The organism is Amycolatopsis sp. NPDC003676 (assembly GCF_053587275.1).
The window spans coordinates 1-24714 of record NZ_JBSFNS010000059.1; the positions used below are offsets into that span (position 1 = coordinate 1).

Genomic DNA, 24714 nt, shown 5'->3' on the forward strand with positions numbered 1-24714 from the left:
GTCCGTGAGGGGAACCCTGAGGGAATCAGATTCCCTCAGGGTTCCCCTCACGGACGCGACGGACTCGCGCGCCGGAGCGGGCGACTGGCACAGCATCGGATTTACTCCCGGTCGTCGGCGGATTTGCCGCGGCGGGACAGCGCGATGCCGCCGCCCACGAGCACGACGAGCACTACCCCGGCGACGACGATCCACACGGTCGTGCCGGAACCGCTGTCCGACGAAGCGGCCGAAGCGTCGGCCGGGACCGCGCCGTAGACGCCCCAGTAGCCGGTCTGCTCGAGGATCGAACCCTCGGGCTGGGGCTGCTTGCCGAACGAGGAGAACTTGTCGGAACGGTAGGCCTCGAGCGCGTTGTCGTAGTCGTAGACGACGTTCACGGCCTGGCTGTAGAGCCGCGCCTGGGCCTGCTTCACGTAGCCCGCGCGCACGCCCGGGTCGGTTTCGGCGAGCTGCTTGGCGTAGAGCGCGTCGTACTGCGGGTCGCAGAAGAACGTGTCGGTGGTGCCGCCCTTGCCCTCGGCGTTCGGCCGCGCGGCGCAGGTGTGCAGGGCCAGCGAATAGTCCGGGTCCGGGTTGTTCGCGTAGCCGGAGATCGCGAGGTCGTAGTTGCCCGCGTTGGTGCGGTCGTTCAGCTCGTCGTCGGAGACGAGCTCCTGCTTCACCGAGATGCCGATGTCGTGCAGCCAGCCGGTGACGTACTGGGCGAGGCGCTGGTCGGGCGCGCGGTTCGCGTGCCCGGTGAGGCGCAGTTCGAGGCGCGCGCCGCCGGGCGCGGTGCGGATGCCGTCGCGGCCCTTCGCGTATCCCGCCGCGTCGAGCGCGGCGTTCGCGGCGGCGAGGTCGAACTTGCGCGCCTCCCCCGGCGCCGGATCCCAGTGGTAGGCCGAATAGATCGGCGGGATCACGCCGCCGCCGGGCTGGGCGTAGCCGCCGGCGACCTTGTCCACGATCGTATTGATGTCGATCGACTGCGCGATAGCCTGGCGCACCCGGATGTCCTTGAGCACCGGGTTTCCGTTGCCGATCGGCTTGTTCTCGGAGTTCTGGACGCCGAAGTTCAGGTTGATCTCGTTGTAGCGGCGGCCCGGAGCCTTGTTCAGCGCGATGTTCGGCTGGTCCTTGAGCGCGTCGAACTGCGTCGGGGTGAGCCGGTTGATCACGTCGACCTCGCCCTGCTTGAGGGCGTTGACCGCGGCCTCGACGTCCTTGAACACCAGCAACTGCAGCTCGTCGACCTTGGGCGCGCCGCGCCAATAGTCCTTGTTGGCCTTGAACTTGACGTATTCGTTCTGCTTGTACTCGGTGATCGTGTACGGACCGTCGTCGACGCCGACGACCGGGATGGTGTCGGTCTTCGGGTCGCTGAAGTCCTTGATCTGCGACCACACGTGCTCGGGCACGATCGGGACGTCGAGCAGCGCCATCGACGACTGCACGGTCTTGGTCTTGATCACCAGCGTGGCGTCGTCCGGCGCGGTCACCGACTGGAAGCTCGCGACGTAGTTGCCGTTCGCGGTGCGCGCGGTGGCGTCGGTGAGCATCCGGTTGAAGGTGAACGCGGCGTCCTTCGCGGTGACCGGCTGCCCGTCGGACCACTTCGCGCCCTTGCGGATCTTGAACGTCCAGGTCAGCTTGTCCGGCGACGTCGTCCAGGATTCGGCGAGCGCCGGAGCGGCCTCGGCCTTGTCCTGCGACGGGATCGTCAGGAACTCGTAGATGAACCGGCCGACCTGGGTCGACGCGGCGAGCCCGGCGGTGAACGGGTTCAAGTGGTCGATACCAGTGGTCAACGCGACCCGCAGCACCTTCGGCGGCGCCTGCTGTTGCGCGGTCGCAGTGCCCGCCAACGGCAGAATCGCCAGCGTTCCTGCCATCACGACACCGAAAACGCGGCGCAAACCGTGCCGCCTGTGCTTATTTCGCACTTGAGAACCACCCCATCGTCAATCCCCGACCCCAGAGACGAAAAGTAACCACATACGGCGGGAAGCGCGCAATATGTGACGGCGCCGCTGCGTGTCCGATCGTTATGGTCGCGGCGCGGATCACTAGAGTGCCCGGCATGCGGATCCTGATCTCGGCCGACATGGAAGGCGCCACGGGGGTCACCTGGACCGACGACGTCGTGCCCGGGAGCCCGCAGTGGCAGCGGTTCCGGAGAATGTTCACCGGCGACGTCAACGCGGTGCTGGCCGGCCTGTACGCGGCGGGCGCGACCGACGTGCTCGTCAACGAGGCGCACTCGTCGCAGCGCAACCTGCTCCTGGAAGACCTCGACGAACGCGCGCGGATGCTGACCGGGCGGCACAAACCGCTGTCGATGATGCAAGGCATCGATTCCGGTGTGGACGGTGTGGTGTTCCTCGGCTACCACGCCGGGGCCGGGTTCGACGGCGTCCTGTCGCACACGTATCTGGAAAACCAGATCACCGGCGTGTGGCTGGACGACGTGCCCGCGAGCGAGGGCAGGCTGAACGCGGCGATGGCGGCCGAGTACGGCGTGCCGGTGCTGCTGGTCAGCGGCGACGACCAGACCTGCGAGGACGCGCGCGACTACGCGCCGGACGCGGAACTGGTGCAGGTCAAGGAATGCGTGAGCCGGTACGCGGCGATCTGCCTGCCGCCGGCGCGCACGGCGAAGCTGCTGGAGACCGGCGCGCGGGAGTCGATGGCGCTGGCCGGGCGGGCCGAGCGGACGCCGGGGCGGCACCGGATCGAGGTCGAGTTCGACGCGAGCCATCTGGCGCAGGCGACCGCGGTGATCCCGACCGTGGAGCAGACCGGGACGCGGCGCGTCGCGTTCGAGGCGCCGAGCATGACCGAGGCGATGAAGGCGTTCAAGGTGGTCACGGCCATCGCGGCAGGGGCGGTGCAGGGCATTTATGGCTGAGGTCGACGTTGTTTCGCTGTGCGCGGACCTGATCCGGTTCGACACCACCAACTGGGGCGACGGGGAGGCCGCGGGCGAACGCCTGGCCGCCGAGTACGTCGCCGAATTCCTTGACCGGCACGGGGTTCCGGCACGGATTCTGGAGCCCGAGCCGCAGCGGTCGAACGTTGTCGCGCGGATTCCGGGCACCGATCCGACACTGCCCGCGCTGCTCGTGCAGGGGCATCTGGACGTGGTGCCCGCGGCGGCGGCCGATTGGTCTGTACCGCCGTTTTCCGGCGAGGTCCGCGACGGGTTCCTGTGGGGCCGCGGCGCGGTCGACATGAAGGATTTCTGCGCGATGGTGCTGGCCGCTGTCGCGTCCGGGCTGCGGCCGCGGCGGGACATCGTGCTGGCGTTCGTCGCCGACGAGGAGGACCGCGGCGACTACGGCGCGCACTGGCTGGTCAAGGAGCACGCGGACCTGTTCGAGGGCTGCGCGGCGGCGATCAGCGAGTCCGGCGGGTACAGCTATCACGTGCCCGCGGCGGACGGCCGGAAAGTGCGGCTGTACCCGGTCGGGACCGCCGAGCGCGGGACCGCGCACCTGCGGCTCACCGCGACCGGGCGGGCCGGGCACGGGTCGCGGCCGAACTCGGAGAACGCGGTCGTGCGGCTGGTCGGGGCGCTGCAGCGGATCGCGGAGCATCGCTGGCCGGTTCAGCTGACGCCGACCGTGCGCGCGTTCCTGGAGCGGACGGGCGCCGCGTTGGGCGTGCCGGTGGATCTTTCGTCGGGCGAAGCGGTGGACGAAACCGTGGCGCGGCTGGGGACGGCCGGGTCGCTGGTGGTGCCGACGGTGCGCAACAGCACCACGCCGACGATGCTCGACGCCGGGTACAAGGTGAACGTGATCCCGTCGACGGCGAGCGCGCAGGTCGACGTGCGGGTGCTGCCGGGGACCGAGGACGAGCTGTTCGCGGTGGTGGATTCGTTGCTGGGCGAGGGTGTCACGCGGGAATTCGTGGCGCATCAGCCGCCGGTGCAGGCTCCGGTGGATTCGCCGTGGTTCGACGCGATGACCGCGGCGCTGCGGGCGGAGGACCCGGAGGCGGTCGTGGTGCCGTACTGCATGGGCGGCGGGACGGACGCGAAAGCGTTCACGCAGCTGGGGATGGCGTGCTACGGCTTCGCTCCCCTGGCGTTGCCGGAAGGCTTCCCGTACCGGGCGATGGCGCACGGCGTGGACGAGCGGGTGCCGGTGGACGGGCTGCGGTTCGGGACGCGGGTGCTGACGCGGTTCCTGGAGTCCTGCTGAGGTTCAGGGAGTGGCGCGCTGGACGGTCGCCAGCCAGGCTGGAAGACCGTCCGGCGCGAACCTGGCGACAATCCGGCTGTCGCGCAGGGTTTCGAGCTGCCAACCGGTTTCGCGCTGGAAAGGCGCTTCGAGTTCCGCCTGGGTGACCGGGTGCGGTCCGGAATCCGTGCCTGCGTCGCGGAAGCACAGGATGTGCAGCCTCGCGCCCGGTTCGGTGACGGACGCGAGGCTGGCGACGTAGGCGTGGCGTTCCCGGGCGTCGAAGGTGTGGAACAGCCCGCAGTCGAGGACCGTGTCGAAGGTCTGGTCCAGAGTGGACAGCCGGAACGCGTCCCCGACCGCGAACTCGGCCGAGAGCCCCCGCGCGCGGGCCTTCTCTTTCGCTTGCGTCACGGCGGTTTCCGCGACGTCGATGCCCACAATGGACAGTCCGGCCGCGGCGAGGTGCAGCGCGTTCTCGCCGGTGCCGCATCCGGCGTCGAGGACCGTGCCGCGGAACGCGCCCTCGGCGGCGAGTTCGACGATCGCCGGTTGCGGGCGGCCGAGGTCCCACGGGGCCGGACCGTCCTGATAGGACTCGTCCCACGGACGGCCCGCGGCGCGTTCGTGGCTGGTCGCGGGACGGTCCTCGGACATCAGCGGGTGAACTCCGCCCACCAGCGGGCGTCGTCGCGGACCCGCCTCAGCGAGGTCAGGGTGACGCCGTCGCGGGCGAAGGATTCGACCTCGGCTTTGCTGAGCGGCCACGGCGGCCCCTCCCAGGTGTCGAGGTCGATGCTTTCCTCGGCGACCGCGCCGACGACGAGCGTCCCGCCCGGGGCGACGAAACCGGAGACCGAGGCGATGGCCGGGTCGTGGACGTCCTTCGGCATCGACTGGACGGTCATGATCTCCACGACCAGGTCGAAGGCGTAGTGGAATTCCGCGGGCGGGGTGAGCAGGTCCGCGGTGCGGTAGGAGACGGCGGTGTCCGGGAAGCGGTTGAGCACGGCTTTGATCGCGCTGGGCGAGACGTCGAAGGCGGAGGTCTCGTATCCGGAGGCGGCGAGGAGTTCGGCGTCGTCGGCCATTCCGCAGCCGACGACGAGGGCGCGGCGGCCGTCGCCCGGCCGCCCGTCGATCCAGTCGGCGAGTTCCGGCGAGGGCTTGCCGCGATACCACGGCAGGACGGCCTCTCCGGCTTCCGCGGCCGCGTAGAGGGGCTCGAACCACCCGGTGGGGTCACCGTTGGCGAGCGCGAGTCCGGCCCGGCGGCGGGCTTCCTCGTCGGGATCGATGGCGTCGGCTGGCATGGGCTCTGTTATACCCGCCGGGGCTCGGAGCCGGTGCGCTCGACCGGCCGGGCGGGCGCCACCCGGTTGCCGCAGCGGCAGCCCTCGGGTGTTGTCCGTTTCCGGTCAGGTTTGCGGGGCGGCCTTGACATCGATGTCACCCGCGAGTTGAGCTTCCGGGGCCCCGAGTCCCGATCCCTGATCCCCTGACGAACTGGGAGCAATGATGCCCCGAAGCGCCAGACCGTTCCACGTCGTGCTCGCCGCGGCCGTGGCGGCGGCGGGCCTGGTCGTCCTGCCTGCCGCGGCCGGTGCCGCGCCGGGCGAGGCCGCCCCGCCGGACTTCGTTTCTTCGTTCGAGCCGAACGATCCGCAACCGACGCAGGACGCCGTCGACACCGATGCCGCCGGGAAGCCGCGGGCTTCGGGCGTCGACGGCGCGAACGGGACCGCGATCCCCGGCGACATCCGGGGCAAGGTCACCGACCTCAGCGCGACCAGCGAGAACACCGGCGGCGGCGAGGTCGCCGCGAACCTGATCGACGGCAGCACGGGCACGAAGTGGCTGTCGTGGGATCCGGCCGCGTCGGTGACGTTCACGCTGTCCGCGCCGACGTCGATCACGCATTACGCGATCAGTTCGGCCAACGACTTCCCCGGCCGGGACCCGCGGGACTGGACGCTGCAGGGCTCGAACGACGCGCAGCAGTGGACGGATCTGGACAAACAGTCCGGCCAGTCGTTCGCGAACCGTTTCCAGCAGAACGACTACAAGCTGGCCGCGCCGAGTGCCGCGTACACCTACTACCGGCTGAACGTCACGGGCAACAACGGCGACAGCATCATGCAGATGTCCGAGCTGCTGCTGGCCAACGACGATCCGGCCCCGCCACCGCTGCCGAACATGCGCAGCGTGGTCGATTCCGGGCCGACGTCGGGCTACACCAACAAGAACCGGGTCGGGTTCACCGGCAAGAAGGCGTTCCGCTACTCCGGCAGCCAGCCCAAGGCCGGGCACGGGTACTCCTACAACAAGGTCTACGACGTCGACATCCCGGTGACCGCGGCGACCGAGCTGTCGTACAAGGTGCAGCCGCAGTTCGTCGAGGGCGATCTGAAGTACCCGAGCACGAACGTCGCGGTCGATCTCGACTTCACCGACGGGACGCATCTGCGCGATCTCGGCGCGACCGACCAGTACGGGTTCCCGCTGACGCCGGAGGGCCAGGGCGCGAGCAAGGTCCTCTACGCGAACCAGTGGAACCTGGTGCGTTCGGCGATCGGACGAGTCGCCGCGGGCAAGACGATCGACCGGATCGCGATCGGCTACGACAACGCGAACGGCCCGGCGCAGTTCGCGGGCTGGCTGGACGATCTGAAGATCTCCGCGACGCCGACGCCACCGGCCAGCACGCGGCCCAGCGACAACGTGCTCACCACGCGCGGCACGATGGCGAACGGCACGTTCTCCCGGGGCAACAACTTCCCGGCGACGGCGGTGCCGCACGGGTTCAACTTCTGGACTCCGGTGACGGACGCGGGTTCGGCGAGCTGGCTGTACAACTACCACTCGCAGAACAACGCGGACAATCTTCCCGCGTTGCAGGCGTTCAGCGTGAGCCACGAGCCGAGCCCGTGGATGGGCGACCGGCAGAGCTTCCAGGTGATGCCTTCGGCGGCGAGCGGGGTGCCGGACGCGAACCGCGACAAGCGGGCGCTGCCGTTCACGCACGACAACGAGGTGGCGCGGGCGCACTACTACGGCGTCACGTTCCAGAACGGGATCAAGACCGAAATCGCGCCGACTGATCACGCGGCGATGATGCGGTTCTCCTTCCCGGGCAACGATTCCAGCTTGATCTTCGACAACGTCAACAACTCCGGCGGGCTCACGCTCGACCCGGCGAACGGCACGCTCAGCGGGTACTCCGACGCCAAGAGCGGGCTGTCCGCGGGCGCCGGGCGGATGTTCGTCTACGCGACGTTCGACAAGCCCGTCACGACCGGCGGCAAGCTGACCGGGCAGAACCGGGACAATGTGACCGGGTATCTGCGGTTCGCCGCGGGCGCGGACAAGACGGTGACGATGCGGATCGCGACGTCGCTGATCAGCGTGGACCAGGCGAAGAAGAACCTGGAGCAGGAGATCGCCCCGAACGCCGGGTTCGACGCGGTGCGGGACGCGGCGCAGCAGGCCTGGGACAAGCAGCTCGGCGTGATCGAGGTGCAGGGCGCGTCGAAGGACCAGATGGAGACGCTGTACTCCAACCTGTACCGGTTGTTCTTGTACCCGAATGAGGGTTTCGAGAACGTCGGCACGAAGGAAGCGCCGAAGTACCAGTACGCGAGCCCGGTGTCGCCGAAGACCGGCACGGACACCGCGACGCGGACCGGGTCGAAGATCGTCGACGGCCAGACCTACGTCAACAACGGGTTCTGGGACACCTACCGCACGACGTGGCCGGCGTATTCGCTGCTCACGCCGGACATGGCGGGCAAGATGGTGGACGGTTTCGTGCAGCAGTACCGCGACGGCGGCTGGATCGCGCGCTGGTCCTCCCCCGGCTACGCGGACCTGATGACCGGCACGAGCTCGGACGTCGCGTTCGCCGACGCCTACCAGAAGGGCGTGACGAACTTCGACGTCAAGTCGGCCTACGACGCGGCGCTGAAGAACGCCACGGTGGCGCCGCCGAACTCGGCGGTCGGCCGCAAGGGCCTGGACCAGTCGGAGTTCCTGGGCTACACGCCGAACTCGACCGGCGAGGGCTTCTCGTGGGCGATCGAGGGCTACGTCAACGACTTCGGCATCGCGAACCTGTCGAAGAAGCTGTACGACACGGCCACGGCGAACGATCCGCGCAAGGCGGAGTACCTGGAGAACTACCAGTACTTCACCAGCCGGGCGCAGCAGTACGTGAACCTGTTCGACCCGAGCACCGGGTTCTTCCAGGGCAAGGACGCGAGCGGGAAGTTCACCAAGGCCAAGGCCGACTACGATCCGCGGCAGTGGGGCGGTGACTACACCGAGACCGACGGCTGGAACATGGCCTTCACCGTGCCGCAGGACGGGCAGGGCCTGGCGAATCTCTACGGCGGCAAGGACAAGCTGGGCGCCAAGCTCGACCAGTTCTTCGCCGACCAGGAGACCGCGAACTACCCCGGCAGCTACGGCGGCGTGATCCACGAGATGCGGGAGGCGCGGGACGTGCGGATGGGCCAGTACGGCCACTCCAACCAGCCTTCGCACCACATCCTCTACATGTACGACTACGCGGGCCAGCCGGCGAAGACGCAGGCGAAGGTGCGCGAAGCGGTGTCGCGGCTGTACACCGGCAGCGAACTGGGCCAGGGCTACGCGGGCGACGAGGACAACGGCGAGATGTCCGCGTGGTACGTGTTCAGCTCGCTGGGCTTCTACCCGCTGCAGATGGGCAGCCCTAACTACGCGATCGGGTCGCCGCTGTTCACCAAGGCGACCGTGCACCTGCCCGGCGGGGACCTGGTGATCAACGCGCCGAAGAACTCGGCGAAGAACGTCTATGTCCAGGGCCTGAAGGTCAACGGGAAGAACTGGACGTCGACGTCGCTGCCGCACGACGTGCTCGCCCACGGCGCCACGCTCGACTTCGACATGGGCCCGAACCCGTCGACGTGGGGCACCGGTGCGGGCGACGCGCCGAAGTCGATCACCACGGGCGACGCGGTGCCGACGCCGCTACACGACGAGACCGGCCCCGGCCTGGGCACGCTGTCCACTTCGGACGGTTCGGACGCGTCGGCGTTGGTGGACAACACTTCGCGCACGCAGGCGAAGGTGACCGGCGCGGTGCAGTACCAGCTCAAGTCGACGGACGAGGCGGTCACGCACTACACGCTCACCTCCGGCACCGGCGCGGGTGACGCGAAGAGCTGGACGCTGAAGGGCTCGTACGACGGGAAGAACTGGACGGTGGCCGACCAGCAGACCGACCAGTCCTTCCCGTGGCGGCAGCAGACCCGGGCGTTCGCGGTGAAGAACCCGGCGCACTACGCCTACTACCGGCTGGAGGTCACCGCGACCACCGGCGGCCCGGCGACGCTGGCGGAGCTCGAGTTGTTGGGCCGCCCGGACGCTTCGTGCGGCAAAACGCTGACCGGCGTGCAGAACGGCCCGCTGACCGTGTCGAGCGGCGTGGTGTGCCTGAACGGCGCGACGGTGTCGGGTCCGGTGAACGTGGCGCGCGGTGCTTCGCTGATCGTGCGAGGCGGCCAGATCACCGGTCCAGTGGCGGCGGCCGGTGCGGCGCAGGTGGTGTTGAACCGCACGAAGGTGGAGGGTCCGGTGTCGATCACCGGCTCGACTGGGCCGGTGTCGATCGAGCTGACGGACATCTCGGGTCCGGTGAACCTGACGGGGAACCAGGGGCCGGTGATCTCGAGCAGCACCGTCGGTGGGCCGTTGGCCTGTACGGGCAACTCGCCTGCTCCGACGGATCATCAGCTGGCCAATACTGTTCGCGGGCCTTCCGCTGGGCAGTGCGCGCAGTTCTGATCGGCTGATTTTCGGCAGATAGCCGCAGGCCAGGGGCTCGGATTCGTTCCGGGTGCCTGGCCTGCGGCGTCTCGGCTACTTGTCGGGGCAGTCGGCTACGGTCCAGGTCGCGGTCAGATCGCGACTGACGACGGTGAGGGATCCGCCGATGAAGCCGATCTCGTGGCTGCAGCCGTGTTCGCCGGGCAGGATCTCGTCCAGCGTGACCGGGCCGAAGCCGGTCCAGTCAGCCGGGTCGGGCGTGAGAGTGCTGAGACCGGCGTAGCGGATGCTCAGGTCTTCTTCGTGTTTCCAGCAGTTGTGGCGGAAGCCGAGCCGCAGCCAGTCCTCGCCGTCCGCGGTTCCGCGCTGCAGCGTCTCGAGGACGAGGTCCTTGACGCACCGCTGGGCGGAGAAGTCGTAGTGACCCGGGTCGGCGGCGAACGCTCGTGCGCCGGGCGGGAGCTCGGCCGAGAGCGCGGGCAGCAGGCCGAGATACGCGCGAGGGTCAAGGTAGTTGCCTGTCCCGGTCGCTTCCACTCTGACGTGTTTCATCGCCGCACCAGCTTATTCGCTGGCTCACGCCTCCGTCCCCGTGGGAGCGTCGGCCCATGAAGATCAACTACTCCTGGCGCGCCGACCTCACCGACACGCAACTAGTCACCCTCACCGAAGCCCACGGCGGCCACGCGGAACCCGGCTGGTGGGACCGCGCAAAGCGCCACAGTCTCGGCTGGGTAAGCGCACACGACGGCGACCAGCTGATCGGCTTCGCGAACCTGGCATGGGACGGCGCGGACCACGCGTTCCTCCTCGATCCGAAGGTCCACGCGGACTGGCAGCACCGCGGCATCGGAGCCGAACTCGTCGGCCGGGCACGGGACGCCGCCAGGGACGCGGGCTGCGAGTGGCTGCACGTGGACTTCGAACCGCATCTCCGCCCGTTCTACTTCGGCGCCTGCGGGTTCACGTCGACCGACGCGGGGTTGATCCGGCTCACCGCGAGCTGATCCGGCACCGCCGGTGCGGGAGCGATTACCGTGGGGGCCGTGACCACGGCTGCGTTCTTCTCCTCGTTCGAAGCGGGCGATCCGCAGCCGGTCGCGGGGGCGCGGGTGGACAGCGGGCCGCGCCGGTCGCCGACTGCGAAGACCGGCGTCGGGTTCACCGGGGCGAAAGCCTTGCGCTACCAGGCCGGACCGATCGTGACGCTGTTCGAGGTGGACATTCCGGTCACTGGCCACAGTGCACTGTCGTATGTGGTCTCCCCGGAGTCCGCCGGCCCGAGCGACCGCAGCACCTACGTCACGCTTGACCTCGAGTTCGACGACGGCACCCGCGCCGGGTTCTCCCCCGAGCCGAAGAAGCTCTACGTCGACCAGTGGAATCTGGTGCGTCGTCCGCTGAAAGCGTTCGCGGGACGACGGGTGCGGCGCATCCTGCTGGCGACGGACGCGCCGGGCTGGCTCGACGACGTCCGGATCGCCGAGCATCCGCCACAGCGCAAGGACCCCGTCGACTGGGTCCGCACGACGCGCGGCACGCATTCCAGCAACGAGTTCTCGCGCGGCAACACCTTCCCGGCCACCGCGGTCCCGCACGGGTTCAACTTCTGGACCCCGGTCACCGACGCCCGCGCGCTGAACTGGTTCTACTCCTACCACCGGCACAACGACGACCGGAACGAGCCGCGGCTGCAGGCGTTCGGGCTCAGCCATCAGCCGAGTCCGTGGATGGGCGACCGGCACACCTTCCACCTGATGCCCGGCACCGGGCCGGTCGAGCCGGATCGCGTGCGGCGTTCGCTGGCGTTCAGCCACGGCGACGAGACCGACCGGCCGCACCATTACCGAGTCCGGTTCCGCAATGGCATCGCCGCCGAGGTCGCGCCGTCCGAGCACGCGGCGATGTTCCGCTTCGCTTTTCCCGACGGCCGCGGCTGGGTGCTGTTCGACAACGCCCGCAACCGCGGCGGTCTCCGGATCGACGCCGAAAGCGGGATCGTCACCGGGCACACGTGGGTGCGGAGCGGGCTGTCGACCGGCGCGCGGCGGATGTTCGTGTACGCCGAGGCTGATCAACGCCCGGTCGGAGGCGGGCGGATCCGGCGGCCGTTCTGGCGGACGGTGACGGGAAGCCTGGAGTTCGCCGCGCCCGAGGTGACGCTGCGGATAGCGACGTCCCTGATCAGCCTCGCGCAGGCGAAACGCAACCTGACGCTGGAAATCCCGCCGGGCACGACGTTCGACCAGGTGCGAAACAACGCCCGGGAACGCTGGCAGGAGGTGCTGGGGAGGGTCGAGCTGGAAGGCGCGTCCGAGGACGAGCTGAGCACCTTCTACTCCAGCCTCTACCGCATGTTCCTGTATCCGAACGTCGCGCACGAGAACACCCCGCGCGGCATCCGGCACGCGAGCCCGGTCGTGCGGAGTTTCCGGCCGAGCACGCGGCGGCGCACCGGCGCGAAGGTCGTGGACGGCGAGCTGTACGTCAACAACGGCTTCTGGGACACCTACCGCACCGTGTGGCCCGCGTACGCGCTGCTCGCGCCGCGCCAGTGCGGCCGGATGATCGACGGTTTCGTGCAGCAGTACCGCGAAGGCGGCTGGATCGCCCGGTGGTCCTCCCCCGGCTACGCCGACCTCATGACCGGCACCAGCTCCGACGTGGCGTTCGCCGACGCGTATCTGAAGGGCGTCACGAACTTCGACGTCGAAGCCGCGTACGACGCCGCGCTCAAGAACGCCACTGTCACCCCGCCGCGCGCAGGCGTCGGCCGCAAGGGGCTCGACCGCTCCGCGTTCCTCGGCTACACGCCGACCTCGACGCGCGGCGGCCTGTCCTGGGCGCTCGAAGGCTGCCTCAACGACTTCGGCCTCGCCAACCTTTCCGACGCGCTCGCCCGGGAAAGCAGCGGCGCGCGGGCTCGCCGGTTCGCCGACAACGCCGTCTACTTCCGCCAGCGCGCGCAGCACTACGCCAACCACTTCGACGCGCGGATCGGCTTCTTCCAGGGCCGCACCCTCGACGGCGGCTGGCGGCACCCGGCTGAGGGATTCGATCCCACGGTGTGGGGCCCGGATTACGTCGAGACCAACGCCTGGAACACCGCGTTCTCCGTGCCGCACGACGGTCCGGGCCTCGCCGCGCTGCACGGCGGCCCGGCAGGCCTCGAGTCGAAACTGGACGAGTTCTTCCGGACGCCCGAGACCGGCCAGGGCGGCCGGATCCACGAAATGACCGAGGCGCGGGACGTGCGAATGGGCCAGTACGGGCATTCCAACCAGCCCTCGCACCACATCCCGTTCGTCTACGGCTTCGCCGGAGCGCAGGCGAAACTGCAGCGCACCGTCCGCGAGGTGCTGCGCCGGCTGTATCTCGGGAGCGAACTCGGCCAGGGCTATCCCGGGGACGAGGACAACGGCGAAATGTCGGCCTGGTATGTCTTCACCGCCCTCGGTCTCTACCCGCTGGCCGTCGGCAGCCCGCGGTACGCGGTGTGCGCGCCGCTGTTCCGCTCCGCCACCGTGCACCTCGAGAACGGAAAGGACCTGGTGATCCGAGCACCCCGCGCCGCGAGCGCCGACAGCGGAACCGACACGCCGTACGTGCACGGCCTGACTGTCGACGGCGAACCGCACCCTTCGGCCACCCTCGCGCACGCGGCCCTCGCGCGCGGCGCGGTGCTGGAGTTCGACGTCCGCGCCGAACCCGGCGACTGGGGCGCAGAACCGGTCACCCCGGTCGCCCCCGCGCCGCTCAGTGATCTCACCGGCACCGGGATCGCCGCTTTGATCGACAACACCAGCCGCACCCAAGCCGTCTTCCGCACCCCCAGGCCGACAATCACTTTCACCGCCGACGGCGAGCCGCGCGAAGTCGTCCTCTACACGCTCACCTCCGGCGCCAGCGCTGGCGATCCGCGGGACTGGGTCCTCGAAGGCTCCGACGACGGGCAGCAGTGGCGGACCCTGGACGAACGCTCCGGCGAGGTGTTCCGCTGGCGGCGCCAGACCCGGCCGTTCGTGCTCGCCGATCCCGCCGCGTGCCGGCACTACCGGCTGCGCGTGCGCGCCTCGACCCGGCGGCGCGTCGCCCTCGCCCAGTGGGAGCTGCTGGCCCGATGATCACCGACGTGCGCAACGCCTTCCTCGACCGGCTGGCGGCGGCCGACCCCGGTCTCGTCCGGCTGCGGCTCGCCGCGTCGGCGGTGCTCGGCATCGTGATCGCGGTCCTCGCGATGCTGCCGCTGCACTTCCCGCTCACCACCACGCTCGTCGCGGCCATCGCGGCGATGATGAGCGCGTTCACCGTCAACGACGCCACCAGCGGCGGCCAGGCCGTCACGCTGCTGCTGGCGCTCGTGGTCGGGGCCGCGTCGATCACCGCCGCCTGTTTCGGCTCCGCCTACGCGCCGCTCGACAGCGTCGTGTTCGTGCTGCTGATCTTCGTCGCGGTGTACGTGCAGCGGTTCGGCGCGCGCGGCATCGCACTCGGGTCGATGGCGTTCTTCCTGTTCTTCTTCCCGATGTTCCTGCAGGCGCACCTCGCGCAGGTGCCGCACCTGCTGCTCGCGCTGACGATCGGCGTCGCGGCGAACGCGGTCGTTCGGTTCCTTCTGTTGCGCCGCAACGCCGAAAGCGAGCTGATCCGCTACCGGCAGGCGTTCCGCGCGCGGCTCGGTGCGGCGGTGCGCGCGACCGAGGCGTACATCTCCTCCGGCGGTTCGGACCGCAGCAACCGGCAGATCCGCACGTCGGTGGAGCGGCTGCACGAGGTGGTCCTGCTGATCGAGGACCACGCTCCGGACGTAGTCGACGACCGGCGTGCCGACCAGCTGCGCCGCCGGGTCATCGAGGTCGAGCTGGCCGTGCAGTGGCTGGTGATCACCGTGCGGCGGACGTGCTCGCAGCCGCTGCCTGAGGGCGTCGCGGACGATCTCGTGGCCCGGCTGTCCCGGTTCCGGTCGCTGATGGAACGCGATCCGCGCGACCTGCCGCTGATCAGCGAGACCGGCGAGTACAGCCGGATGCTGGTGGAAGGCAGCCGGATCGACGAACGCGCACACCCCGGCGACGGAGTCCGCCGCGCGATCGCCGAACTGGCCGTCGCGGACGACCGGGCGCAGCGCATCGCCAGCCTGCAATCCACAGTGGACTTCCCGGCCGAAGAGGACGAGGAAGACGAACCGACCAAGGCGTTCGCCTACGACAACCAGACGCGCGGCGCGATCCAGGCCGTGCTCGGCGGTGGGCTCGCCGTGCTGGCCGGGCAGCTGATCTCGCCGCAACGCTGGTACTGGGCGGTGCTGACGGTGTTCGTCGTCTTCATCGGCACGTCCAGCGCGGGCGCGCGGTTCGTGAAAGGCATGCGCCGCACCGGCGGGACGCTGCTGGGCATCGTGGGCGGTGTCGCGCTGGCGCTGCTGGTCAGCGGCAACACCCCGGCGATCCTCGCGCTGCTGCTGGTCTGCGTGTTCGGCATGGTCTACACGGCGCGGGTTTCGCAGTTCCTGATGGCGTTCTTCGTAACGAGTATGCTGGGCCTGCTCTACAGCCTGCTCGGCACGTTCAGCATCGAGGTGCTGTGGATCCGGGTCGCCGAAACCGCGGTCGGCGCGGCGTGCGGGCTGCTCGCCGCGGTGGTGGTGCTGCCGGTCCGCACGCGCGCGGTGATGCTGGACGACATCGCGATCGCGCTCGACGAACTGCACGAGTTCGTCGAATCAGCCGCCACGCTGCTGTCCGGCCGCGAGAACGTGAACATCATCGAGATGTCCCGCGACCTCGACCGCGCGGTCGAGCAGGTGCGGCTGACGATCGAACCGCTCACCCACCCGATCAACCTGCGCAGCGCCCGCCGCGACTACGGCTGGCACGTGCTGACCACGTTGGAGGGCATCGCCTTCCGCGCCCGGCACGTCGCCGCCCGCGCGCAACCCGGCCAGCTCGCCGGTCCGGTCTCGGAGCGGCTGGACCAGTTCGCCGGCCGGATCATCGCGAACGTCGACCTCGTGCACGAAGCGGTCAGCAACCCGGGCAGCACGCGGCTGCGCAAGCTCGTCCGCGACGACGGGACCCCGGTCGCCGACCGGATCGACGAGGCCGAAACCCGCGCGGTCCTGTCCAGCATGAGCCACCTCGACGAGGGCCTCATCGCGCTCGGCCGCGTCCTGGGCGTCGGCGCGCAGGACCCGCCGCGGCACAACTGACCTACGCGGAAGCGGCGTCGAGGATCCGCAGTTCTTCGTCGCTCAGCTCTACCTCCTGCATCGCGACCAGCGCCGGAACCTGCTCGACCGTCCGCGCGGACGCGATCGGCGCGGCCACCGTCGGCTGCTGCGCGAGCCAGGCCAGCGCGACCGTCGGCATCTCCGCGCCGCGCGCCTTCGCGACCTCCTCCAGGGCCGCCAGCACCTTCACGCCGTGCTCGGTGTCCGCGTAACCGCCGGCGAGCCCGGGCATGTTGCGGATGTTGTCCACCTGCTGTCCGGGCCGGTACTTGCCGGTCAGGAACCCGGACGCCAGGCCGAAATACGGGACGCAGGCCAGCCCGTGCCGCTCCACGATCCCCCGGCGTTCGCTCTCGTACTCCCGCGCGACAAGGTTGTACTTCGGCTGCAGCGCGACGTACTTCGCCAGCCCCTCGCGGTCGGAAAACTCCAGCGACGCGGCCAGCCGTTCCGGGCTGATGTTCGACGTCCCGATCGCGCGGACCTTGCCTTCCTTCACCAGCTCGTCGAGCGCGGTGACGATGTCCTCGACCGCGACGGATTCGTCGTCGAAATGCGTGTAGTACAGGTCGATCCGGTCGATCCCCAGCCGCCGCAACGACCCCTCGGCCGAGGCCTTGATGTTCGCCGGAGCGAGCCCCTTGGCCTGCGGACTGTCCCCGACCTTCGTCGCGACCACCAGCCCGTCCGGGTTCCCGCGCGCGGCGAGCCACCTGCCGATGATCGTCTCGGACTGCCCGGCTTCGTTGCCCGGGAACTGGTACATGTACGAATCCGCCGTGTCGAGGAAGTTCCCGCCCGCCTCGGCGTAGGCGTCGAGCACGGCGAACGACGCCGTTTCGTCGGCGGTCCAGCCGAACACGTTCCCGCCGAGGCACAGCGGGGAGACGGCGAGGTCGGATGAGCCCAGAGTGCGAAGTGCGACCATGATCGCATTCAAGCACTCCCGGCCCGGGGAATGCCCGTGCCGACGGAAGATTCTGCCCGCCCGTACCTGACCCGGCCGCCGGGCTGGCAAGATCTTCCTTCTCGGACAGCTTCTGGGGAGGCAGCTGATGCGAAGACCGGCGGTCGGCGACCCGCTTTGGCTCGGCCAATACCGGGTGCTCGCGGAACTGGCCCGGGACGAGACGACCCGGGTGCTGCTCGGCAGCGGACCGGACGACCGCCTCGTAGCGCTCACCCTCGGGCGCTCCGCCGAGGCCGCTGCGTTGAGCGCGGTTCTCGAGGCCGCGCCGGACGCGTCGATGCCTTGGTGGGCGCAAGAGTTCGTGCCCGGCCCCTCTCTGCAGGACGTCCACGACCCGCTGCCCGAACCGGCGGTGCTCCGGCTGGCCGCCGGAATCGCCGCGGATCTGGCTCAACTCCACAGTGCCGGTCTGGCCCACGGGAGCCTGAACCCGTGGCACGTCCGGCTCACCAGCAGCGGGGCAAGGCTCATCGCCCGCGCGACCGGCGACGACCCAGCCGACGACCTGTTCGCCCTCGGCACGCTTCTCGCCGCGCGCTCCGCGCTTCCCGAGACGCTCCGCCCGTGCCTCGCGGAAAACCCGGCCGACCGGCCCACCGCCGCCGAACTCCTCGAAGCGATCGGACCGTCGGCTGAGCCGTGGCCGCCTGCCGTCGAGAAGCTCATCGCCGAGCGGACCGCCGAACTCGCCCAGTTCCTCGACGGCGAACCGGTACCGCAGGACGACTCGGTGATCTACCAGCTCTCAGACGCCCCGCCGCCTCCACGACGTACGGCACCGCGCCGGGGAATCCTGATCGGCGCCCTTGCCGTGGTGATCGCCGGACTCGCCGCTTGGCTCGCGTGGCCGGGTCCGCCGGTGCCCGACGCGCTTCCGCCCGCACCGCAGCCGCCGCTCGTCGAATCCGGATTCCTCACCGCACGCGGACATCCGCAATCTCTCCAGTTCGACAACGACGGCCGGATGCTCGCCACGATGAACGTCGACTTCACCATCGACGTCCTGGACGTCGCGACACGCAAACCGGTCGGCCAGCGCATCGGCCCGTTCCCCAACACCATCCTGGCCGGGATGACGTTCCGCCCCGACGGCAGCGCCCTGGTGGTCTCGCGGGTCAAATTCAAGCAGCTCACGACTCAAGCCTGGGACCCGCGAACCGGCCGGACGATCGGCGAGCCCCTGGTGTTCGACGACATCGACATCGACGGCAGCTGGCCGACTCTCAGCCCCGACGGCAGCCTCCTGGTGGTGCCGATGGCCTCCCCGCGCCGGCTCGAACTGTGGCGGATCGCCGACCGCACCCGCATCGGCAGCATCGCGACACCGGCCACCTTCCACGGTGCGCAGTTCAGCCCCGACGGACGCGTGCTCGCCGTCTACCAGTGGGACGGCCACGACTCCCACACCAGCCAACTCGGCCTGTGGGAAACGGCATCGCTCAAGCCGATCGGCGACCCGATCTCGTGGGCCGACTACGAGCAGATCAACTTCTTCGCCTTCACCCCGGACAGCCGGACGCTGATCACCACCACCGGCAGCGATCCCGGCAAGCCCGCGAAAGTGCAGCAGTGGGACACTGCGACACGAAAGGAACTTCGGCTCGGCTTCCTCCTGCCGCCCACTCAATTCGACGCGCAAACCAACGGCGTCCGGTACACCATGGTCTTGCCCGGGCTGGACGACCAGCACCTTCTCGCGATCGCGGCGGGCACCCTCGCCGTCCTCGGTCTCGACGGGAAACAGCAGGGCGCGGGCCTGCCCGGAATCGCCTCGCTCATCGTGAGCCCAGACCGGACGACTGTCGCCACCACCTCCGACTCGACGGCGGACACCACCGTCCACCTGTGGCGCAAACCCTGACCCGCACCATCCGGTCGGCGACCTCACGACCGGCGACAGACCGCCGGTCGTGAGGGGTCCCTTCACGGACCGCTTTCTCCGCGGCTCGATGGCAAACCCCCAGCGGCGCTTGCCATCGAGCCACTCTGCACGGGCATCGCGCCCAACGACACGGCCGCGGTGTACCCCGTGACCCTGCTGGCACGCCCAATCCCGCGTCGCGATCCCCGGTTCAGCGGGCAAAAGCAGGCGGAGCACCCATCGGGCTGAGGTGCATCCCCGCGATCCGCCACCCGTTCCCGCCGCGGACGAGCACGTGCGTCGCCCGGAACGTGCCGTCGACGCGGTTCCCCTGATGGGTCGCTTCCTGGTCGTGCACGCCGATCGCGATCGCGGTGTCGCCGTGCACGCGCACCTCGACGTCGCGCCAATCCAGCCGCAGCGTCGCCAGCGCGCCGGAGCGGTAGCGGTCCAGCCACTGCTCCCGGTCGAGCACGAAGCCGAGCGGCCCGACGAGGCGGAATTCGTCGGCGACCATGCCGCCCAGCGTATCCGTGTCGCCCGCTACCTCGGCGGCCGCCCAGCGTTTGCCCAGTTCAGCGATCTCCGCAGTGTCCATGATGCCCTCCAGCGCCGGTCGATGAGACATCACAAACGTTAGATATCTAATCGTTCGTCGTCAAACGGTTAGAGTTCGACGAACCTGCGGTACCGTCTCCCCGTGCCCCGACCCGACACGCCGCCGCTCGGCGTCCTCCTCGCCCGCACCGCCAAGACCGCGGGCCAGGCGTTCGACCGCGCGCTCGCCGAGGTCGGCGGATCGCAGCCGGTGTGGCAGATCCTCATCGCGCTCAAAACCCGCCGCCACGCGAGCCAGCGCGAACTCGCCGACGCCGTCGGCATCCAGGGCGCCACGCTCACCCATCACCTCAACGGCATGGAGACCGCGGGCCTGCTCACCCGCGCCCGCGACCCGGAAAACCGGCGCGTGCACCAGGTCGAACTCACCGAATACGGCGAACGAACCTTCCACCGCCTCGCCGACGCCGCGATCGCGCACGACAAACGGATGCGCCGCGGATTCACCGACGACGAGATCGCGACACTGGCCGCATTGCTGGGCAGGCTCACCGAAAACGTGACGCAGACGGACCCGTGAGCGTCCGAGGAAGCGCTCACGGGTCCGAGTTCCGCGGTTACGGGGTGGTCGGGCACTGCTTCCAGGCGAAGTGGTAAACCGTCTGGACGCTGCCGTCCGTCGAGTCCATCGTCAGGAAGCTCGTCGTCTTCGCCGGATCCGAAGAACCGGCATACGTCCGCAATTCCGTGTTGATGTTCAGATTGCGCTCCTGGCCGCACGGCTCATAGATAATCGCGTCGATGTCCGTGGAATCCGAGAACTGCCAGTCATTGTCGTAGAACCCGTCGAGCCGATGCGTCTCGTACGCCGTCGGCGAGTTTCCCTGGAAATAGTAGTTCGCGCGTTCCACGCCGTACGCGCCCTTTTCGAGGTGCCCGAATCCGCGGTAGTCCGCCGAGGCGATTCCGTACGTGAAGCCCTGCGGCACGTGCACGCGCAGCCCGATCTGGCAGTTCTTGCGGAAGTCCGTCGGCTGCGCGCCGACGCCGACCTGGGCGGTGTATTGGCTGTAGGTGACGGTGAAAGCCGTGTTGTCCGCCGAAACCGATACCGCGGCCGTGTCCGGCGGGCAGCCGGTCCCGTTCACGGTCGCGACGTCGATGATAATTTTGTCCGGCGGAGGATTCTGCGGCCAGGAATGCGGGGTAATAGTCGAGGAGAGGGCCAAAAGCGCAGCGGCCATTGTGGCAAGCATGGGTTCCTTCCCATTACTTCCGAGGGGTGGGGGGTTTCGACAGGGTAGCGCGAGAACTACTCTCCGAGTCCCACTGAATGGAGCAACGCAACTGCTTAGCTGCGCACAGCAACGTGTTAACAAACCGTTGACAAAAGCTATTATGGACAATTGACGAATCAACAAAAATGATTCAAAAATACACGACCCAGAACCACCCGGCCCGACTGGTCCGGACAACTCCGGCGGAAATCGGCCCGAAAACCGGGGCAATCAGGACAGTTCGTGCGCCGCGGCGGCCGACGCGCCGGCCCGGGCTTCTCACCCGATCCGGCGGAATCTCCCGGCGCCGCCGCCCGTCGCGGCCGCGGCCGCCCCATCCGACGGCGCCGGACCCGCCTCCCCCGCACCGGCCCGCAACGAGATCGTGATCTCGAGTTACGCCCTTCGGCGCGCGACTTAAGGCGGATCCCGCCGGCCCCGAACGTGATCCTGGCTACCGTGACTGGACGCACCCGGACGACGCCCGCCGGTAGGGCTAGCATCCTCGGTACTAGCCAAAGTCGTCTCAAGCTGGAGAAGCGCAATGACCCAAGCCCCTGTCAACGTCACCGTCACCGGTGCGGCCGGCCAGATCGGCTACGCGCTGCTGTTCCGCATCGCGTCCGGTCAGCTGCTCGGCGCCGACACCCCGGTGAAGCTTCGGCTCCTGGAGATCCCCCAGGCGGTCAAGGCGGCTGAGGGCACCGCGATGGAACTGGACGACGGCGCGTTCCCGCTGCTGGCCGGCATCGACATCTTCGACGACCCGAAGCAGGCCTTCTCCGGCACGAACATCGGCCTCCTGGTCGGGGCCCGCCCGCGCAGCAAGGGCATGGAGCGCGGCGACCTGCTCGAGGCCAACGGCGGCATCTTCAAGCCCCAGGGCGAAGCGATCAACGCCGGCGCGGCCGACGACATCCGCGTGCTGGTGGTCGGCAACCCGGCCAACACCAACGCGCTGATCGCCCAGTCGCACGCCCCCGACGTGCCCGCCGAGCGCTTCACCGCGATGACCCGCCTCGACCACAACCGCGCGCTGGCTCAGCTGGCCAAGAAGCTGAACGTGGCCGTGACCGACCTCAAGAAGGTCGCGATCTGGGGCAACCACTCCGCCACCCAGTACCCGTCGGTGCAGCACGCCGAGGTCAACGGCAAGAACGTCGCCGAGACCATCAACGACCAGGCGTGGCTCGCCGACACCTTCATCCCGACCGTCGCCAAGCGCGGCGCCGCGATCATCGAGGCCCGCGGCCTGTCCTCGGCCGCGTCCGCCGCGTCGGCCGCGATCGACCACGTCTACACCTGGGTCAACGGCACCGCCGAGGGCGACTGGACCTCGGCCGGCGTCGTCTCCGACGGCTCCTACGGCGTCCCGGAGGGCCTCATCTCCTCCTTCCCGGTCACCGCGAAGGACGGCAAGTACGAGATCGTGCAGGGCCTGGAGATCGACGAGTTCTCCCGCCCGCGCATCGACGCCTCCGTGGCCGAACTGGCCGAGGAGCGCGACGCGGTCCGCAAGCTGGGCCTGATCTGACGTTTGTTTTCCGCGATGGCCGCCCCGGGTTCGGGGCGGCCATCGTTCGGTCTCGACGTCTTTGCTGTGTTTGAAGCAGTGAGTTGGCCGGGATGCCTCGCGATGGCGATGTCTCTTCCCATCGCCTGCCGTATAGGTCGTTATACAGTTGAGAGTAGTTCGGTCAGGCGGCGGGCGACGTCGAAGTCGGGAACCGTGTGCGTGCCGTCCCGAAGGTCCGCCGCGAGCTGTTCGTAGACCCGGCCGACATTCGCCGCCTGGATCGGCAATGCGCTGGCTTCGTTCACCGGAACCACCGTCCATTCCGGACTCTCTGGGCGCGACGAGCGCAGCTCCAGCCGACCGATCTGCAGCTGGGCCGCCCACGGATCGGCCTCCGGCGCGGAAGTCAGCGCGAGATTCCCTTCGGTGCCCACGATTTCGATCCGCGTCCGCGGCAACGCCACTTCCCCGTCGTGCAGATGGACTGACACCACTGCCCCACTGTCTAGCTCGGCGTGGGCCAGGAAGTGATCCGGGGCCGTGACGTCGATCGGCTCCCCCGTCTCGGCGATGCGATGCGAACGGTTCCGGATCGCAGTCCGGGCCGTCAGCTCGCGGATCGGCCCGAGCAGGTACTGCACCAGATCGAGCGTGTGCCCGCCGAGGACTTCCACCAGCCCTGCCCCAGCGCGACGGTCGTAGGTGTAAGCAGTCCAACTAGGGACGTCGCGGGTGTTTCCCTTGGTGCGCGAGCTGTACACGGTCGCGGACTGCACCGTGCCGATCTCGGCGATCATCGCCCGGGCTCGGCGAACGGTCGGCGAGAACCGCGCCTGCAGCCCGACAGCCGTGTGCACGCCGGCCCGCTCCCCCGCGACAGCCAGTGCGGCGGCTTCCTCTGCGGTCGTCGTGAGCGGCCATTCGCAGTACACATGCTTGCCTGCCTCCAGCGCCGCCGTCACCAGCTCCACATGCGCGGGCACTTTCACCGTGACGACAACCAGGTGAACGTCCGGATGCTTGGCAAGACTTCGGGCGTCAGTAAAGGCATGTCGAGCACCGAAGCGGATGCGTGCCTCCTCCGCGCTGCTGGCGCGCGTAGTCGCGACCGCAGCGAGAGAGAAGTCGGGCGACGCGGCGATCGCGGGTACGTGTGCCCGCCCGGCCCAGCCCCGGTCCGGGTTCGCGCCGAGGATTCCGACGCCGATCGGCTTGGTCAAGTCCCTGCCTCCAGTAAGCGGGTCACGATGTTCCGGTTCTGTCAAGCTACCAGAAGCGGAACAGTCTGACCCGCTTGGTTTAGACTGCGGGAATGCCGGACTCCGCCGTCGCAGCACTGCTCGCCCAAGGCCAACCGCGTGCCGACGCGCAGCGCAACGTCGAGCGGCTGGTCGCGGCGACCCGCGAAGCGCTCGACGAACTGGGGCTCGCGGTCACCACTCGTGATATCGCGCAGCGCGCGGGCGTCGGCCTCGGCACGCTGTACCGGCGTGTGCCGTCGCTGGACGCACTCCTCGCCGCGATCCTCACCGACACCATCGACGAGATGACCGACCGCGCCGCCCACGCGATCGACTCCCCCGACCCGTGGCAGGGATTCGCCGAGTTCGCCGAAACCTACGTCCAGCTACGCGCATCCAGCTGCGGCCTGCACGACGCACTCTCCGGCCGCGGCGAGCGGCTTGACCTGGGACCACGCATCACCCGGCTGCAGCGTGCAATGCGTCAACTCGTCCAGCGCGCACAAAAGGCCGGCGTGCTCCGAGCCGACCTCGACTGGCGGGACATCCCCTTCGCCCTCGCCACCGCGATCCCGCCCGGCCGCACGATCGGCCTCGTCCCGAGCGGCGACCAGTGGCGGCGAAACCTGCGCATCATCCTCGACGGCCTGCGCCCGGCACGATCGCTTGCTCCAGAAGACCCTGCAGCACCCGCTGTTCCTTCGGACTGAGCCCGGCCAGCGGCGAATCCCGCGTCAGCAGTTCGAGCAGCCGCTCCCGCAACGCCGTGCCGTCCCCGGTCAGGACGAGATGCTTGGCGCGCCGGTCGGTCGGGTGCGCACGCCGTTCGATCAGCCCCTGTTTCTCCAGCTTGTCGACGACGAACGTCGCGTTCGACGGCTCGCAGCTCATCCGCTCGGCCAGCTCGCGCATGGTCATCGGGCCGGTCAGCTCCCGCAACGCGGTCGCCTGCGCGGCGGTCAGCCCCAGCGCCACCGCGCGCTCGCGGACGTGGTCGGCGATCTGCTGCGCCAGCCCGTTCACCAGACCGCACAGCTCCCGTTCGGCGATCGCCTGAGGTTCCGTCATGGCCTCATCCTAGCAAC

At 69.2% G+C, this 24714-nt stretch carries 19 protein-coding genes; 10 read left to right on the forward strand and 9 right to left on the reverse strand.

Annotation, left to right across the window (positions count from 1 at the left end):
* Window positions 1-101 precede the first annotated feature (101 nt).
* Window positions 102-1877: an ABC transporter substrate-binding protein gene (locus ACWDNU_RS28335; protein ID WP_449671131.1), complete on the reverse strand. Its 1776-nt coding sequence runs from the start codon at window positions 1875-1877 to the stop codon at window positions 102-104.
* Window positions 1878-2065: 188 nt separating this feature from the next.
* Between ACWDNU_RS28335 and ACWDNU_RS28340 the strand changes: the two genes are divergently transcribed.
* Complete coding sequence (locus ACWDNU_RS28340; RefSeq protein ID WP_449671132.1) at window positions 2066-2893, forward strand: M55 family metallopeptidase; 828 nt, start codon at window positions 2066-2068, stop codon at window positions 2891-2893.
* Complete coding sequence (locus tag ACWDNU_RS28345; protein ID WP_449671133.1) at window positions 2886-4190, forward strand: M20/M25/M40 family metallo-hydrolase; 1305 nt, start codon at window positions 2886-2888, stop codon at window positions 4188-4190. The genes ACWDNU_RS28340 and ACWDNU_RS28345 overlap by 8 nt, the downstream gene beginning before the upstream one ends.
* 3 nt (window positions 4191-4193) lie before the next feature.
* Here the strand turns inward: ACWDNU_RS28345 and ACWDNU_RS28350 are convergent, their stop codons facing one another.
* Entirely contained in the window at window positions 4194-4826 is a 633-nt protein-coding gene (locus ACWDNU_RS28350) for a methyltransferase domain-containing protein (protein WP_449671134.1), read from the reverse strand.
* On the reverse strand, window positions 4826-5482 hold the full coding sequence (locus ACWDNU_RS28355) for a class I SAM-dependent methyltransferase (RefSeq protein ID WP_449671135.1): 657 nt from the start codon (window positions 5480-5482) through the stop codon (window positions 4826-4828). The genes ACWDNU_RS28350 and ACWDNU_RS28355 overlap by 1 nt, the downstream gene beginning before the upstream one ends.
* Before the next feature lie 205 nt (window positions 5483-5687).
* Between ACWDNU_RS28355 and ACWDNU_RS28360 the strand changes: the two genes are divergently transcribed.
* Window positions 5688-9995, forward strand: a complete 4308-nt coding sequence (locus ACWDNU_RS28360; RefSeq protein WP_449671136.1) for a GH92 family glycosyl hydrolase — start codon at window positions 5688-5690, stop codon at window positions 9993-9995.
* Window positions 9996-10070: 75 nt separating this feature from the next.
* Here ACWDNU_RS28360 and ACWDNU_RS28365 read toward each other — a convergent pair whose 3' ends face one another.
* Window positions 10071-10529, reverse strand: coding sequence for a hypothetical protein (locus ACWDNU_RS28365; protein ID WP_449671137.1), 459 nt, complete (start codon window positions 10527-10529; stop codon window positions 10071-10073).
* A gap of 56 nt (window positions 10530-10585) precedes the next feature.
* On the opposite strand from ACWDNU_RS28365, the gene ACWDNU_RS28370 reads away from it, so the two are divergent.
* From ACWDNU_RS28370 to ACWDNU_RS28380, 3 genes are read left to right on the forward strand one after another with little or no spacing between them, the layout of a single operon-like run.
* The gene (locus ACWDNU_RS28370) at window positions 10586-10984 is read left to right on the forward strand and encodes a GNAT family N-acetyltransferase (protein ID WP_449671138.1); all 399 of its coding nucleotides are present in this window, start codon (window positions 10586-10588) and stop codon (window positions 10982-10984) included.
* Window positions 10985-11023: 39 nt separating this feature from the next.
* Entirely contained in the window at window positions 11024-14101 is a 3078-nt protein-coding gene (locus tag ACWDNU_RS28375) for a GH92 family glycosyl hydrolase (protein WP_449671139.1), read from the forward strand.
* Window positions 14098-16185 (forward strand): FUSC family protein, encoded by a 2088-nt coding sequence (locus ACWDNU_RS28380; protein ID WP_449671140.1) that lies wholly within the window; start codon window positions 14098-14100, stop codon window positions 16183-16185. Before ACWDNU_RS28375 ends, ACWDNU_RS28380 begins: the two co-directional genes overlap by 4 nt.
* 1 nt (window position 16186) lies before the next feature.
* On the opposite strand, the gene ACWDNU_RS28385 is transcribed toward ACWDNU_RS28380, so the two are convergent.
* Window positions 16187-17134: an aldo/keto reductase gene (locus ACWDNU_RS28385; RefSeq protein ID WP_449671141.1), complete on the reverse strand. Its 948-nt coding sequence runs from the start codon at window positions 17132-17134 to the stop codon at window positions 16187-16189.
* 127 nt (window positions 17135-17261) lie between these two features.
* Here ACWDNU_RS28385 and ACWDNU_RS28390 point away from each other — a divergent pair, with 127 nt between their 5' ends.
* Window positions 17262-19037 carry a hypothetical protein gene (locus ACWDNU_RS28390; protein WP_449671142.1) on the forward strand — a complete coding sequence of 592 codons (1776 nt, stop codon included), beginning with the start codon at window positions 17262-17264 and terminating at the stop codon, window positions 19035-19037.
* Window positions 19038-19248: 211 nt separating this feature from the next.
* On the opposite strand, the gene ACWDNU_RS28395 is transcribed toward ACWDNU_RS28390, so the two are convergent.
* Complete coding sequence (locus ACWDNU_RS28395) at window positions 19249-19635, reverse strand: nuclear transport factor 2 family protein (RefSeq protein WP_449671163.1); 387 nt, start codon at window positions 19633-19635, stop codon at window positions 19249-19251.
* A gap of 102 nt (window positions 19636-19737) precedes the next feature.
* Here ACWDNU_RS28395 and ACWDNU_RS28400 point away from each other — a divergent pair, with 102 nt between their 5' ends.
* Window positions 19738-20175, forward strand: coding sequence for a MarR family winged helix-turn-helix transcriptional regulator (locus tag ACWDNU_RS28400; protein ID WP_370936954.1), 438 nt, complete (start codon window positions 19738-19740; stop codon window positions 20173-20175).
* A gap of 37 nt (window positions 20176-20212) precedes the next feature.
* Here the strand turns inward: ACWDNU_RS28400 and ACWDNU_RS28405 are convergent, their stop codons facing one another.
* Complete coding sequence (locus ACWDNU_RS28405) at window positions 20213-20851, reverse strand: DUF4360 domain-containing protein (protein WP_370936953.1); 639 nt, start codon at window positions 20849-20851, stop codon at window positions 20213-20215.
* Between the two features lie 565 nt (window positions 20852-21416).
* Between ACWDNU_RS28405 and ACWDNU_RS28410 the strand changes: the two genes are divergently transcribed.
* Complete coding sequence (locus ACWDNU_RS28410; protein ID WP_370936952.1) at window positions 21417-22406, forward strand: malate dehydrogenase; 990 nt, start codon at window positions 21417-21419, stop codon at window positions 22404-22406.
* A gap of 140 nt (window positions 22407-22546) precedes the next feature.
* On the opposite strand, the gene ACWDNU_RS28415 is transcribed toward ACWDNU_RS28410, so the two are convergent.
* Window positions 22547-23608 carry a Gfo/Idh/MocA family protein gene (locus ACWDNU_RS28415; protein WP_449671143.1) on the reverse strand — a complete coding sequence of 354 codons (1062 nt, stop codon included), beginning with the start codon at window positions 23606-23608 and terminating at the stop codon, window positions 22547-22549.
* 92 nt (window positions 23609-23700) lie between these two features.
* Between ACWDNU_RS28415 and ACWDNU_RS28420 the strand changes: the two genes are divergently transcribed.
* Window positions 23701-24339: a TetR/AcrR family transcriptional regulator gene (locus tag ACWDNU_RS28420; RefSeq protein WP_449671144.1), complete on the forward strand. Its 639-nt coding sequence runs from the start codon at window positions 23701-23703 to the stop codon at window positions 24337-24339.
* Here ACWDNU_RS28420 and ACWDNU_RS28425 read toward each other — a convergent pair.
* Complete coding sequence (locus ACWDNU_RS28425) at window positions 24263-24697, reverse strand: MarR family winged helix-turn-helix transcriptional regulator (protein ID WP_370936949.1); 435 nt, start codon at window positions 24695-24697, stop codon at window positions 24263-24265. The two genes, ACWDNU_RS28420 and ACWDNU_RS28425, sit on opposite strands and share 77 nt — an antisense overlap.
* Between the last annotated feature and the right edge of the window lie 17 nt (window positions 24698-24714).

Coding starts and splice junctions, on each gene's coding strand:
- ACWDNU_RS28335 (WP_449671131.1), bottom strand. CDS start 1,877: ATGGCAGGAACGCTGGCGATTCTGCCGTTGGCGGGCACTGCGACCGCG.
- ACWDNU_RS28340 (WP_449671132.1), top strand. CDS start 2,066: ATGCGGATCCTGATCTCGGCCGACATGGAAGGCGCCACGGGGGTCACC.
- ACWDNU_RS28345 (WP_449671133.1), top strand. CDS start 2,886: ATGGCTGAGGTCGACGTTGTTTCGCTGTGCGCGGACCTGATCCGGTTC.
- ACWDNU_RS28350 (WP_449671134.1), bottom strand. CDS start 4,826: ATGTCCGAGGACCGTCCCGCGACCAGCCACGAACGCGCCGCGGGCCGT.
- ACWDNU_RS28355 (WP_449671135.1), bottom strand. CDS start 5,482: ATGCCAGCCGACGCCATCGATCCCGACGAGGAAGCCCGCCGCCGGGCC.
- ACWDNU_RS28360 (WP_449671136.1), top strand. CDS start 5,688: ATGCCCCGAAGCGCCAGACCGTTCCACGTCGTGCTCGCCGCGGCCGTG.
- ACWDNU_RS28365 (WP_449671137.1), bottom strand. CDS start 10,529: ATGAAACACGTCAGAGTGGAAGCGACCGGGACAGGCAACTACCTTGAC.
- ACWDNU_RS28370 (WP_449671138.1), top strand. CDS start 10,586: ATGAAGATCAACTACTCCTGGCGCGCCGACCTCACCGACACGCAACTA.
- ACWDNU_RS28380 (WP_449671140.1), top strand. CDS start 14,098: ATGATCACCGACGTGCGCAACGCCTTCCTCGACCGGCTGGCGGCGGCC.
- ACWDNU_RS28385 (WP_449671141.1), bottom strand. CDS start 17,134: ATGGTCGCACTTCGCACTCTGGGCTCATCCGACCTCGCCGTCTCCCCG.
- ACWDNU_RS28390 (WP_449671142.1), top strand. CDS start 17,262: ATGCGAAGACCGGCGGTCGGCGACCCGCTTTGGCTCGGCCAATACCGG.
- ACWDNU_RS28395 (WP_449671163.1), bottom strand. CDS start 19,635: ATGGACACTGCGGAGATCGCTGAACTGGGCAAACGCTGGGCGGCCGCC.
- ACWDNU_RS28405 (WP_370936953.1), bottom strand. CDS start 20,851: ATGCTTGCCACAATGGCCGCTGCGCTTTTGGCCCTCTCCTCGACTATT.
- ACWDNU_RS28410 (WP_370936952.1), top strand. CDS start 21,417: ATGACCCAAGCCCCTGTCAACGTCACCGTCACCGGTGCGGCCGGCCAG.
- ACWDNU_RS28420 (WP_449671144.1), top strand. CDS start 23,701: ATGCCGGACTCCGCCGTCGCAGCACTGCTCGCCCAAGGCCAACCGCGT.
- ACWDNU_RS28425 (WP_370936949.1), bottom strand. CDS start 24,697: ATGACGGAACCTCAGGCGATCGCCGAACGGGAGCTGTGCGGTCTGGTG.